Below are 12,999 nucleotides of genomic sequence, written 5' to 3'. Positions count from 1 at the left end.
AAATCATAAGAAAATATAATTGAAATGTAAATAAAACGTTAAATTTTGAGATTTCGTGCAAATTTTTTTATTTTTTTCGGGACGCCGCCCGCGAAAACCCCAGCCTGATGTTTCCAAGAGGCAAGGTCGCACTCGCCCTTCCGAAAGAGGGGAACCGCCACGGGGAGTCCTCGAGAAGCTGACACGGGGAGCCATAGGGGAGAGCCGCGAGGAGCTGTTGCCTGACGTTTTGCGGCCACGCAGCGCACACTTTTTCCGCATGGCGGGGGAAGGGTATGAGGAAACGCAGACCGAGGTCAAGTTTTTTCGACAGAACTGTTTTTCCTGAAATCTTCCGGCGCACGTTTCTGAAAAGAGCAGCCGCGAAAAGAGCGTTTTGCGCAGAAAGCGAAATTTAGGCGGGATGGGGGGGGGAGGGGAAGCTTAGCGCAAGCGGAACGTCAAGGCAGGGAAAGCGCACAGTCCGCAGTCGCAGGGCTGCCGTTCGCATATCCGGCTTTACTTGCGGGCCTTGTCGAAAAAGCCGGAAAGTTTGTCCACGGCTTCGATGTTCAGGGGCGGGAGCGCGGGCGCGGCCTGCGCCACGGCCCGGGCAAGAGCCTCGCAAAGTGCCGGAGACAGCGCCTCTCTGTCCCGATAGTTCAGGTGCAGGACGGCGTGTTCCTCGTCCATGAGGCGCAGACGGAAGTCGGGGCAGGGGAGTCCCGCTTCGGCAAACGTCTCGCGGATGGCCGCTTCACCGCCAGCCACATCGCGCAGCAGGGAGCGGCTTACGCCCATGCCGTAGGGAAAGCGTGTCAGCAGACAGGGGCGGGGTTTCTGCAGGGGGCGGTCCAGTGCGGTGCGGAGCGCCAGATCGTGGATGTCGGCCTTGCCCAACCGGGCTTCGGCCAGGGGCGAGGCTATGCCCAGTTCTCTGAGGGCCTGACGCCCCGGGCGGTACCCCTCGAGGTCGGAAAGGTTGGTTCCATCACAGAGAGGGAGCGTTGTTTCTTCCCCAAGCCGCTGAAACAGCGCCTTTTTGCAGAAGTAGCAGCGCCTTTCGTGCCCGGAGGCCACCTCCGGGATGCGGAGCGGATCCAGAGGGATGAGCTGAAGCTCCAGTTTTCTGCCTTTGGCCCAGGCTTCTGCCTCCCGCGTTTCTTCCTCGGGGATGTGCGGCCCGCAGATATGCAGGAGCGCGGGCGCATAGCCCAGAAGCTGCGCCGCGTACGCGAGAAAGCGGCTGTCCATGCCGCCGGAAAAGGCCAGAGCGAAGCGCCTGTTTTGGGCAATGCGGGCCAGGGCTTCGTCAAGCCTGTGGAATGGTTCGTTCAGGAACAGTGAAGATTTCGGCATACGGAGCGAGGGAAGAAGGGCGGCGGCAAGCAAACCGCCGCCCGGGCATTTACACAACGATGAGTTCGTAGTCGGCGCTGCCGAGGCCGACGGCTTCGGCGTGTTCAAGCTGGCTGTGCCAGTTCGTTGTGGGATGGATGCTGGTGAAGTGGTCGTGCTGCGAGTGATCGCACTGACCGAGGATGCTGGAAGCGATGACGGGAGCGGCGTTCACGGCGTCAATGCAGGCATGATCCAGCGCCACGGGGTCAAAGGAAGCGAGCATACCGAGATCCGGGATCACGGGAGCGTCGTTTTCGCCGTGGCAGTCGCAGCAGGGCGAAACCTGATTGATGATGCTGATGTGGAAGTGGGGGCGTCCGTCCACAACGGCTTTGGCGTATTCCACCATGCGGCGGTTGACATCGTTGCTCTGGGCGTCGATGTCGCTGGAGATGGCGCTGAAGTTGCACACGCCGATGCAGCGGCCGCAGCCCACGCATTTTTCATGGTCGATGTGCGCCTTGCGCTCCGTTACCGTGATGGCCGACTGCGCGCAGAAGCGGGTACAGGTGCGGCAGCCCCGGCATTTTTCTGCATCGACGCTGGGCTTGCCGTTGCAGTGCATCGCCCGCTTCCCCGCACGGCTTCCGCAGCCCATGCCGATATTCTTGATGGCGCCGCCGAAGCCGGTGAGTTCGTGGCCCTTGAAGTGGGTCAGGGAGATGAAGATATCGGCGTCCATGATGGCCCTGCCGATGAAGGCGGTCTGGAGTATTTTTCCGCCGTGCACGGGAACTTCCACATCGTCCGTGCCCTTGAGTCCGTCACCGATGATGATCTGGCAGCCTGTGGAGACCGGGGAGAAGCCGTTCTCCTGAGCGGCGGTCAGGTGTTCCAGGGCGTTCTTGCGCCGTCCTACATACAGAGTATTGCAGTCGGTGAGGAAGGGATTCCCGCCGAGGGCCTTCACGCGGTCGGCCACGGCCTTGGCGAAGTTCGGGCGCAGGAAGGACAGGTTGCCCGGCTCGCCGAAGTGCAGCTTTATCGCCACGAATTTGTTTTCAAAATCAATGCGGTCGATACCAGCGGCAAGGATGAGTTTATCGAGCTTGTCCAGCAGGCTCGTCCCCACCTTGCAGCGCATGTCGGTGAAATAGACTTTGGAAGCGTTCATCGTCAGAGTCCTCCAGGGGTTGGCGGTATGGTTCAAAAGTGTCGGACTGAGGGCCGAAGGCAAAGGCCGCTCCGTTGGGAGCGTTGGGGAAGACCCGTGTGCCGTAGACCAGGGCTCGGCGGGTCACGGTCATGGAAGGCCACGGGCCGAACTCCGCGCCCAGGCTTTTCAGAAGCGCCAGCGCCGTGGGCGTGACCGTTTCCCCCTCTCCGGCAAAGGGCCGGACGGGCACACCTTCCAGAAGTTCGAGCACGGCTGGAGCGGGCACGGGCAGGACGCCGTGGGCGCAGGAGACGCTGCCGTCCGCAAGCGGCAGAGGGCTGACCACGAGGCGGTCGGGCGCGAGAAGCGTGAATAGCTCGCACGTCAGGCAGATGTCGAGGATGCTGTCCAGCGCGCCGACTTCGTGGAAGTGTATCTCGCCGGGTGCCTTGCCGTGGACGGACGCTTCGGCGCGGGCCAGCAGTGTGAAGGTGTCGCAGGCCAGACGTTTGGCCGCGTCCTTCATGCCGCTTTGGGCGATGAGGGACTCGATGACCTCGAGCGTTCTGTGTTCGTGCTGGTGAGGCAGGGAGACTTCGGCGTGCCAGCCGCCAATGCCGCCCATCTCCCTGCGCACGAGGCTCACGGCACCGGAAAGTTCGGGCATGATGGCGGGGATTTCATCGCCGTTCAGTCCTGTCATGCGGAGCAGTCCGGCCAGAAACATATCGCCGGACAAGCCGGAATACAGGCGTATGGTGAGCACGTTCGGCGTGTGCCGGCCGCCGTGCCCGTCATGACCGTGATTTTCCTGGTTGTGCCTTTCTTGGGTGTGAAGGTTGTTCATAGGAGGTGTATTACCCTCGCGGCGGCGCAGGCCGCGCCGTAGCCGTTGTCGATGTTCAGGATGCCGATGCCGGGCGCACAGCTTGCCAGCATGGCCGCCAGCGCGGTTTTCCCGCCTTCGGCAACTCCGTAGCCCACGGAGGTGGGGACGCCGAACAGCGGTCTGGGCGTGAGTCCGCCGAGTATGGTCGCCAGCGCTGCGTCCATTCCGGCGATAACGATGATAACGTCGAACGAGTTGATTTCTTCCAGCCTTTGGGTGAGCCGCCACAGGCCCGCAGCACCGCAGTCCTCGAACACTTTGTGGCGTATGCCCAGATATTCCAGGGTGCGCGCAGCTTCCCAGGTCACGCGGCCATCGGAAGTTCCCGCGGACACAACGGCCACGCTCCCGCGTTCCATGGCGGGCAATGCGTCCCCGAAGGCGGTGCCGGAAAGCGCGTGGTAGCTGTACAGCGCTTTCGTCTCCTCGGGGATGCGTTCGAAGACTTCAGGGCGCAGACGGGTGAAAAGTATGGGATGCCCTGACCCCCTGCCGAAGCGTTCCAGAAGTCCACGCACGGACTCAAAATCCTTGCCTTCGCAGAACACAGCCTCCGGCAGGCCGATCCGGGCTTTGCGGTCGTGGTCGAAAACAACGCCTGATGTCATGTTTCTTTTTTCTCCGGTTGAGCGTCCGCCCCCTCCCGCTTCCTCCTGCGGAAGATCTTCAGCTTGGGGGCGGCACCCGGAAGAGGGGAAGGGAGAAATATTGCTTCGTGTTAGTATAGCACAACGGTGCGAGCCGTCCCAGACATAATCCGCTCTAAAAACTTGCCCGATTCGGTCATATTTGAGGATACGGTGCGTGGGCAGGAACACTTGCTTTTTTTCTACCATGAGAGACCGCCTGTTATCAATGGCAGGACTCTTAAAAATTCCTCGGGAAAGGTCGTGAGAGGACAGCCGTGTTATACAATTTTGTAAAAATTATGAATTCTGACAAAAAAGTGAGTATTCAGCCTTTGGGTGGCACTGTACTGCGAAGTTGCAAATTTATTATAATTTATTGAAATATAATGGTAAAAATTTTTTCTAGGAAAAATTCCTTCCGTACTTTTCTGAAGGAGTGCAAAAAAGGAAAGTGCCGTATTGCATTTTTGTCTCAAAAAAAGATTGATTCTCTCAGGAAAAGGGCGTAGTTCAGGACAGGTTTTTTGAGTGAAACCATAAGATTTTGACAAAATTGTGCCAATGCGCCTCAATGTCAAATCTCCCGCATCGTTTTTTTGAATCGTCATGTCACTTTTTAAGGAGCTTGAGAATGAACAGCTATGTCCAGAGCGTCGTCGAATCCGTGCGCGCCAAAAATCCCCATCAGCCGGAATTCCTTCAGGCCGTGGAAGAGGTGCTTCTGTCCATGGGGCCTCTCTTCGACAAGGAATCCAAGTATCAGGACAACGCCATCCTTGAACGCATCGTGATCCCCGAACGGCTCGTGGAATTTCGTGTGGCCTGGACCGACGACAAGGGCCGCGTGCAGGTGAACAAGGGCTACCGCATCCAGTTCAATTCCGCCATCGGCCCGTACAAGGGCGGCCTGCGCTTCCATCCCAGCGTGAACCAGAGCATACTCAAGTTTCTCGGTTTCGAGCAGATCTTCAAGAACAGCCTCACCGGTCTGGCCATCGGCGGCGCCAAGGGCGGTTCTGATTTCGACCCCAAGGGCAAGTCCGAGGCTGAAGTCATGCGCTTCTGTCAGGCCTTCATGACCGAGCTCGTGCGCTACGTTGGCGCGCTTGAAGACGTTCCCGCCGGTGACATCGGTGTGGGCGGCCGTGAGATCGGCTATCTCTTTGGTCAGTACAAGCGTCTTACGGGCAAGTTTGAAGGTGTGCTCACCGGCAAGGGCCTCAAGTGGGGCGGCTCTCTCGCCCGTACCGAAGCCACCGGCTTCGGCAACGTGTACTTCGCCGAGAACATGCTGAAGGCCGTGGGCAAGGAGATTGAGGGCAAGACCGCCGCCGTTTCCGGTTCCGGCAACGTGGCCATCTACACCGTGCAGAAGCTCTATCAGCTCGGCGCCAGGCCCGTCACCGTGTCCGACTCCCGCGGTTCCATCTATCAGCCCGCCGGCATCAATCTGGAAGTGCTCCAGCAGGTCAAGGAACGGGAGCGCGCGTCCCTGACCCGTTACGCGGAACTCTGCAAGGACGCCACCTACATTCCCGTGGCCGACTATCCCGCCAACCAGCATCCCGTCTGGAACTTCGGCACGGATCTGGCCTTCCCCAGCGCCACCCAGAACGAGATTACCGTGGAAGACGCCAAAAATCTCATCTCCAAGGGCTGCATCCTGGTGAGCGAAGGCGCCAACATGCCTTCCACACTGGAAGCCACGGCCGCGTTCCAGAAGGCGGGCATCTGCTACGGGCCTGCCAAGTGCGCCAACGCCGGCGGCGTGGCCACCAGCCAGCTGGAAATGGAGCAGAACGCCGGCATGACCTCCTGGACCTTCGACGAGGTGGACGGCAAGCTCAAGGGCATCATGGCCGGTATCTTCAAGGCCGCGCATGATACCGCCGAAGAATTCGGTCAGCCCGGCAACTATGTGATGGGCGGCAACATCGCCGGCTTCCGCAAGGTGGCCGACAGCATGATCGAGCAGGGCGTCATGTAGTTCCTGACCGCTTTGATGTGAACGAAGGGCCGTCCGGCATCCGGGCGGCCTTTTCTCTTGCGCCTTCCAGGTCTGCCTGTGTCCGTCCGTGTCTGGGCACGGGACGTTGTTCGGCGCTTGCCGTTGCGCCGTTCCCCAGGTATAGTGGAAGCATCTTTTCCACAGGAGGCCTGCTATGTGCGGCATCATTGGCTACAGCGGACATCGGCCCGCCGTCCCCCTGCTTCTGGAGGGGCTGCACCGTCTGGAGTATCGCGGCTACGACTCGGCGGGCGTGGCCTTTGAACAGGGAGCGCATCTTCAGGTGGTCAAGGCCGCGGGCAAGCTCGCCGCGCTGGAAGAGAAGCTGGAAAAGGTTCCCTGTATGCTGGCCACGGCCGGTATCGGCCATACCCGCTGGGCCACACACGGCCTTCCCGTGGAACGGAACGCTCACCCGCATCTGTCCCAGGGCGGGGGCATCGCCATCATTCATAACGGCATTATCGAGAATTTTCAGGAACTCAAGGACGAGCTTCTGGCCCGCGGGCACACCTTCCTTTCCGATACGGATACCGAAGTTCTGGCCCATCTCATCGGCGAGGAGCGCAGGATGGCGGACAATCTTGGCGACGCCTTTGCCCGGGCACTGCGCCGCGCGCACGGAGCCTACGCCGTGGTCATGCTGGCCCCTGAAGAACTGGGCGTCATCTATGCCGCACGCATGGCCGCGCCGTTGCTCATGGGCGTAGGCACGGGCGAAGTCTTTGTGGCGTCCGACATTCCGGCTTTCCTGCCCTATACCCGCGAAGTGGTCTTTCTGGAAGACGGCGAGATTGCCCGTATCGAGGGCGGTCGCTGGAGCGTGTTCTCCCTGGCCGATCTTTCGCCTGTGGAAAAGACCGTCAGCCATGTGCCGTGGGATATGCAGGCTGCGGCCAAGGACGGCTACAGGCACTTCATGCTGAAGGAAATCATGGAGCAGCCCCGCGTCATCCAGGACTGCCTCAGCGGTCGAATCACGGAGAGCGCTTCCGGTCACCGCGTCTGCCTGCGCGAGCTGGACGGCCTGCCCGTGCCGGAACGCCTGCACATCGTTGCCTGCGGCACGTCGTACAACGCCGGTCTCTGGGGGCGGCAGCTCCTTGAACATACAGGCGGCATCCCCACGGATCTTGATATCGCGTCGGAGTTTCGCTACCGCGATCCGCTTCTGCGGCCGCAGGACATGGTGCTGGTTATCAGTCAGTCCGGCGAGACCGCCGACACGCTGGCCGCGCTGCGTCTGGCACGGGAAAAGGGCTGCAAGGTCATCGGACTGTGCAACGTGCTTGGCTCCTCCATCGCCCGTGAGGCTGACGTGGTGCTGTACACCCAGGCCGGGCCTGAAATCAGCGTGGCTTCCACCAAGGCCATGTGCAGCCAGATGACGCTCCTTGCCCTCATCGCTCTCTATTACGGTCAGCGCCGCCAGCCGGCCTGTGCGGATCCGGAGTTGCTGGAAGCCATTATGGGGCTTCCCGTGCTTCTGGCTGGAGCGTTACCCGCCATGCGGCAGAAGGCCGAAGCCCTGGCCGTGCGTTTCTCTTCGGCACGGAGCTTCTTCTATCTGGGGCGCGGACAATATTATGCACTGGCGCTGGAAGGGGCGCTCAAGCTCAAGGAACTTTCCTATATCCACGCCGAGGGCTACGCTTCCGGCGAGATGAAGCACGGGCCCATCGCCCTCATCGATCCCGCCTTTCCTACCTTTGCGCTGGCGCTGGACAACGCGCTTTTCCCCAAGGTAAAGTCCAACATTCAGGAAGTGCTGGCGCGGCAGGGCAGAGTCATCGCGCTGGTGCAGGAACGGGACGGCAAGGCTCCCGATCTGGAGGTGGAGGAAATGTGGGTTCTGCCCGAGGCGCACCCCGTGGCGGCTTCCTTCCTTGCGCTTCCGGCCCTTCAGCTCTTCAGCTACCATGTGGCGGACTATCTGGGCAAGGACGTGGATCAGCCGCGCAACCTTGCCAAAAGCGTTACCGTGGAGTGACGGGCCGTTTTGTCTCCGCTTTCATCAACGTTCCCTTGAGGTTTGCCATCTTCCCTTCAGGAGGAAAAGAGTGATGGATAGAACATGGGACCGGCTGGGGATGGAAAACTGCGGCGCGTCTCTTGACAGAAATCGCGTGTGCGTCCTATGCAGAAGAAAGAATGGTACGAGGCTTTCCGGGCGTCTTTGATGTTTGCCTGTCTTTTATCGTTGCCAAGGAGAAGAAAGATGAAGAAGTTTTTTGCCGCCATCCTGTTTGCGTTGCTTATGGCGCTTCCCTGCCAGTCTCAGGCCGGGGATACGGGCATCTATATCGTCCCCAAGTTCGTTGCCGGATTCCAGAACACGGACTGGTCGCTCTCCACTCCCTCAGGTTCGGGCAGCGCGGACAGCACCCGCGGCATTGCGGGCTTCTCCGTTGCCGGGGGCTACGATTTTTCCATCATGCACGGACTGCCTCTGCGTGCGGAACTGGAATACGGCTATAACAGCCGTGTGAGCAAGAGCGTGAGCGGCGCCACGGGCAAGTCCAGGATCCAGACGCTGATGGCCAACGCCTACTGGGACATCGCCAACATCATGGACTTTACGCCCTATGTGGGCGCGGGCGTCGGCCTCGCTGCCATCCATACCAAGGGTACGCTGGATAACGGCTCTGGGCATTACAGCGCTTCCGACACGGATTATTCTCTTGCCGCGCAGGTGGGCGTGGGCTGTTCCTACTTCTTCACATCGAACATCTCTGCCGATTTTGGCTACCGTTATCTGTTCACCGGCGATGGCGAGACCGGCGTAAGTGGATACAATCTCAAGGCCGAATCCCTGGCGATGCATCAGTTCTTCCTGGGATTACGCCTGACGTTCTAGGAATTTCGCCGTCTGCTGAAAGACGCCTTCCGTGTTTCGGGAGGCGTCTTTCGTTTTCACGGAGAACCTCTCCCCAGGGGATGCTGCGCTGCCTGTGTTTTCGGTCTCTGCTCCAAACGCCGCAGAGATGGCGCGGGATTGCCCAGCGCCGCCGTTTTCCGGCAGCCTTCGGGAAAGGTCGCCCGGCCAGGAACCGTGCTTGCCGGGAAAGAAGGAGTGTGCTAGATTGCTCCGAGGAGTAAGCGCTATGAAGAATCTGTGGACGCCGTGGCGGATGCGGTACATTCTTGGTCCCAAGAGCAGGGACGGCTGTGTACTCTGCCCTCCCGCAGACCGTGCGGAAGACGAAGAGAAGCTTATCGTCTACCGTGGCAGGCACGTCTTCGTTATGCTCAACCGCTTTCCCTACGCTTCCGGGCATCTCATGGTGCTCCCCTATCGGCACGTCGGCGATATCGCCGAGCTTTCCGAAGAGGAGGCTGCGGAGCTTATGGAAGTGGTCCGGCTTTCCTGCCGGGTACTGCGTCGGGAGCTTCACCCGCAGGGCATCAATGTCGGGCTGAATCTTGGAGAAGCGGCTGGAGCCGGTATCGGTATGCACTTGCATATGCATGTGGTTCCCCGCTGGAATGGCGATTCCAACTTCATAGCCGTTCTTGATGATGTCCGCATCATTCCTGAAGCGCTGGAGGATACCTGTCGTCGTCTGGCGCCTGTGTTTGCACATCTGGCAAAGCAATCTGCCTGAACCTTTACCCTTCGCACGGCACCGCTGCAAGAGGAGACGTCATGCGTTACATCAAAGTCTTTCTGCTGATCCTGCTGTTTTTCCTGGTCATGATGCTTTTCGTGCAGAATCAGCCCTCGTTTTCTGATTCTGTGGTTCTGAAGTTTGACCCGATGTTCATGCCGGAATTTACCTCCATGCCGCTGCCGCGCTACGCTCTCCTGCTCATCTGCTTCGCCTTGGGCGCCGTTGTGGTTCTGGCCATGCTTCTGTGGGATCGCTTGTCTCTGTCCAGCCGCCTTGCTGCCTCCCGCCGCCGCGAGCACTCTCTTCGCAAGCAGCTTGAAAAGATGACGGCGGAAAAGGAAAAGCTGGAAGCTGCCATGAAAGCCGCAGAACAGGCCGCCAAAGCAGAGTAACAGCGTTCTGCCAAGCGCATGACTCTCCGGAGTCGTGCGCTTTTTTCCGTGCGCCCTCCCCTCAGGGAGGGCAGTCTGTAAGACCCCTATCCATCGGTTGCGGAGTCAGGCGGCGGATGGGGGGCTGTGGATTGAAACATCAAGGACGGAAAGGACGGAACTGGACTGTGCCTGACGGGCGTGGTGTGTCCCGCCCTCGGTGTCCGTATTGGGGAAGCATGAGCGAAACGCAGTCGAAACTGACTCCCATGTACCGCCAGTACATGGAGATCAAGAAAGAATATCCCGATGCGTTGCTTTTCTACCGCATGGGGGATTTTTACGAGCTTTTTTTCGACGATGCCGAAGTCGCTGCACGGGAGCTTCAGCTTGCGCTTACCAGTCGCAGCAGGGATGAAGGCGGCGTACCCATGTGCGGCGTGCCGTGGCATGCTGCCGAAGCCTACCTGAGCCAGCTTGTGGAAAAAGGCTACAAGGTGGCCATCTGCGATCAGATGGAAGATCCCAGGCAGGCCAAGGGGCTGGTCAAGCGGGCGGTGACCCGCGTGATTACCAGCGGCACGGCATTGGAAGACGCCAACCTGGAAGCCAAGGCTCATACCTATCTTGGAGCACTGTTCTGGAATGAGGAGCGGAAGGCCGGCGGCTTTGCCTGGCTGGACGTGTCTACAGGAGCATGGACCGGTCTTCAGTCCTCCAGGGAAGAGGAACTGAAGCAGTGGGCCTTGAAGATGGCTCCCAGAGAACTTCTCATCCCGGACAGGGGGGAAATGCCTCTTTCCCTGACACTGCTTCCGGAAATGCAGGCCGTCCGAGTGCCGTTCCGCAGCCATTTTGAACTGAAGCAGGCCGAGGCGCGGGTGCTTGCCGTGCAGCATGTCCAGGAAGCCGCCGCCCTGGGGCTGGAAAAAAGCCCGGAACTCATGCAGGCCTGCGGCGCTTTGGTCGCCTACCTCGGGCAGATGCAGATGCAGACGCCGGTTCAGCTCGGCGCGTTTCAACCTCTGGAAAAAGGGCGTTACCTCATTCTGGACGAGGTGACGGAACGCAATCTGGAGCTTTTTCGCCGTCTGGACGGCAAGCGCGGATCCGGCACTCTGTGGGCCGTCATGGATCATACGCGCACACCCATGGGAGGGCGGCTTCTCGAAGAGCGTATGCGCTGCCCGTGGCGCCTTCAGGACTCCATACGCATGACGCAGGATGTTGTAGCCCTGCTGAAGGACAGGGATGACCGCAGAAAGGCGCTGCGCTCGGCGCTGGATCGGGTCTACGACATGGAGCGCCTGTCCACGAGAATATCCCTGAACCGCTGTTCGCCGCACGATTTTGCCGCTCTGCGGGAAAGTTTGAGTTCGCTCTCCGCAGTGCTGGATGCCGTGCTTCTGCCCCGTGCGGGCCAGCTTGCCACAGTGGAAGAGCGCCGGGGTGACGACCTGCCCGCCGGACTTCAGCGGCTGGTGCGGCGCTGGGACATGATGGCCGATGTCGCCGCGCTGCTGAAGCGCGCCCTGTGCGATGAACTCCCTGTGCAGATCACTGACGGCGGGCTTTTTCGTGCCGGATACGATGCGGAACTGGATGAGCTTCTGGATCTGGTGGAACACGGAGAGAGCAGACTTCAGGAACTGCTCCGCGAGGAGCAGGAAAAGAACAGTATGCCCAAGCTGAAGCTGGGCTACAACCATGTCTTCGGGTACTATTTCGAGCTGACCCGCGCTCAGCAGACTGGCACTGTCCCCGCGCACTTTCAGCGCCGCCAGAGCCTGGCGAACAGCGACCGTTTTACCACGCCGCAGCTCAAGGAGCTGGAAGAGAAACTGCTCACCGCCTCGGAAAAGCGCAAGAGCCTGGAATACCGGCTTTATCAGCAGCTCCGTGAAAAGGTGGCGGCTGAGCGCCCGCGGCTGGTTTTCATGGCCGACGTCCTCGCACATCTGGACTACTGGCAGTCGCTGGCGGAAGCAGCGGCCCGGGGCGGCTGGACGCGGCCTGTCATTAACGAGGGCTGCGGGCTGGATATACGGCAGGGAAGACACCCTGTCGTGGAGTCCATGATCGGCCGGGCCTCGTTCATTCCCAATGATCTTGTCATGGATGAAAAGCGCCGTCTCATCCTCATCACCGGTCCGAACATGGCCGGAAAATCAACGGTGCTGCGCCAGACGGCGCTCATCGTCATCATGGCCCAGATGGGTTCCTTTGTTCCGGCCTTGAGCGCGGAACTGGGCCTGACGGATCGGATCTTTTCCCGAGTGGGAGCCTCGGACAATCTGTCTCAGGGGCAGAGCACCTTCATGGTGGAAATGATGGAGACGGCCCGTATCCTGCGTCAGTCGGGAAAACGCAGCCTGGTCATACTCGACGAGATAGGCCGCGGCACGAGTACCTTTGACGGGCTGGCGCTGGCCTGGGCCGTGGTTGAGGAGCTTGCGCGACGGGCCGGAGGCAGCATACGCACGCTTTTTGCCACGCATTACCATGAGCTCACGTCACTGGCGAACAGCATACCCGGCGTGTACAATATGAACATTGCCATCCGTGAATGGAACGATGATATCGTGTTCCTGCGCCGCCTCATCCCCGGCCCCGCCGATCGCAGTTACGGCATTGAGGTGGCGCGGCTTGCGGGTGTCCCCGCTTCGGTGGTACAGCGGGCGCGGGAGATACTCGGTCAGCTTGAAAAGGCCCGCAGCCGTACCCGTGCGGCTCAGATGGAGGTTTCCGTTCTGCCGGGAGTGGAACTTGTTTCGCGGCAGACGCAGCCTGCGCCGCCTCCTCCGCCTGCAAAGGAAGCGCCGATTCTGGAAGCTCTGAACGCGGTGGACATTGACAGCATGACGCCCATGTCTGCGCTGAAACTTCTCGCCGACTGGAAAATGCTGTGGGGAGAACCAAAGTCCGAATGACGTTTCCCCATTCATCTTGACATCTCGTCGAAGAAGGGCAACACCATGTCTGATGGTTCCACCTGAAAGCGGAACCGGAGAGGAT

General features: G+C 60.0%; 10 protein-coding genes. 6 read left to right on the top strand and 4 right to left on the bottom strand.

Features of this window, described 5'->3' with window-relative positions:
• Positions 1–498 precede the first annotated feature (498 nt).
• Genes Q0Z94_RS04760 through larB form a run of 4 tightly spaced genes read right to left on the bottom strand, consistent with a single transcriptional unit; the run spans position 499 to position 3,973 of the window.
• A complete protein-coding gene (locus Q0Z94_RS04760; RefSeq protein ID WP_298067878.1) occupies positions 499–1,371 on the bottom strand; it encodes a tRNA(Ile)-lysidine synthetase in 873 nt (290 codons plus the stop codon).
• A 16-nt stretch (positions 1,372–1,387) separates the two neighbouring features.
• On the bottom strand, positions 1,388–2,494 hold the full coding sequence (locus Q0Z94_RS04755; RefSeq protein WP_298067877.1) for a DUF362 domain-containing protein: 1,107 nt from the start codon (positions 2,492–2,494) through the stop codon (positions 1,388–1,390).
• Positions 2,421–3,323 carry a LarC family nickel insertion protein gene (locus Q0Z94_RS04750; RefSeq protein ID WP_298067876.1) on the bottom strand — a complete coding sequence of 301 codons (903 nt, stop codon included), beginning with the start codon at positions 3,321–3,323 and terminating at the stop codon, positions 2,421–2,423. The genes Q0Z94_RS04755 and Q0Z94_RS04750 overlap by 74 nt, the downstream gene beginning before the upstream one ends.
• The gene (larB, locus tag Q0Z94_RS04745; protein WP_298067875.1) at positions 3,320–3,973 is read right to left on the bottom strand and encodes a nickel pincer cofactor biosynthesis protein LarB; all 654 of its coding nucleotides are present in this window, start codon (positions 3,971–3,973) and stop codon (positions 3,320–3,322) included. Before larB ends, Q0Z94_RS04750 begins: the two co-directional genes overlap by 4 nt.
• Positions 3,974–4,625: 652 nt before the next feature.
• On the opposite strand from larB, the gene gdhA reads away from it, so the two are divergent.
• The 6 genes from gdhA (at position 4,626) to mutS (ending at position 12,914) form a co-directional block, all read left to right on the top strand.
• Positions 4,626–5,981 carry an NADP-specific glutamate dehydrogenase gene (gene gdhA / locus Q0Z94_RS04740; RefSeq protein ID WP_298067874.1) on the top strand — a complete coding sequence of 452 codons (1,356 nt, stop codon included), beginning with the start codon at positions 4,626–4,628 and terminating at the stop codon, positions 5,979–5,981.
• Positions 5,982–6,156: 175 nt separating this feature from the next.
• Complete coding sequence (gene glmS / locus Q0Z94_RS04735; RefSeq protein ID WP_298067873.1) at positions 6,157–7,992, top strand: glutamine--fructose-6-phosphate transaminase (isomerizing); 1,836 nt, start codon at positions 6,157–6,159, stop codon at positions 7,990–7,992.
• A gap of 228 nt (positions 7,993–8,220) precedes the next feature.
• Positions 8,221–8,859 (top strand): outer membrane beta-barrel protein, encoded by a 639-nt coding sequence (locus Q0Z94_RS04730; RefSeq protein ID WP_298067872.1) that lies wholly within the window; start codon positions 8,221–8,223, stop codon positions 8,857–8,859.
• A 247-nt stretch (positions 8,860–9,106) separates the two neighbouring features.
• Complete coding sequence (locus tag Q0Z94_RS04725) at positions 9,107–9,607, top strand: HIT domain-containing protein (RefSeq protein ID WP_298067871.1); 501 nt, start codon at positions 9,107–9,109, stop codon at positions 9,605–9,607.
• Positions 9,608–9,648: 41 nt separating this feature from the next.
• Positions 9,649–10,005 carry a LapA family protein gene (locus tag Q0Z94_RS04720; protein WP_298067870.1) on the top strand — a complete coding sequence of 119 codons (357 nt, stop codon included), beginning with the start codon at positions 9,649–9,651 and terminating at the stop codon, positions 10,003–10,005.
• Positions 10,006–10,223: 218 nt separating this feature from the next.
• Positions 10,224–12,914: a DNA mismatch repair protein MutS gene (mutS, locus tag Q0Z94_RS04715; RefSeq protein ID WP_298067869.1), complete on the top strand. Its 2,691-nt coding sequence runs from the start codon at positions 10,224–10,226 to the stop codon at positions 12,912–12,914.
• The last annotated feature ends 85 nt before the right edge of the window (positions 12,915–12,999 follow it).

This window comes from uncultured Mailhella sp. (genome assembly GCF_947631555.1).
In the GTDB taxonomy this organism is placed as follows: domain Bacteria; phylum Desulfobacterota; class Desulfovibrionia; order Desulfovibrionales; family Desulfovibrionaceae; genus Mailhella.
This window is presented reverse-complemented; position numbering and strand designations above follow the sequence as displayed.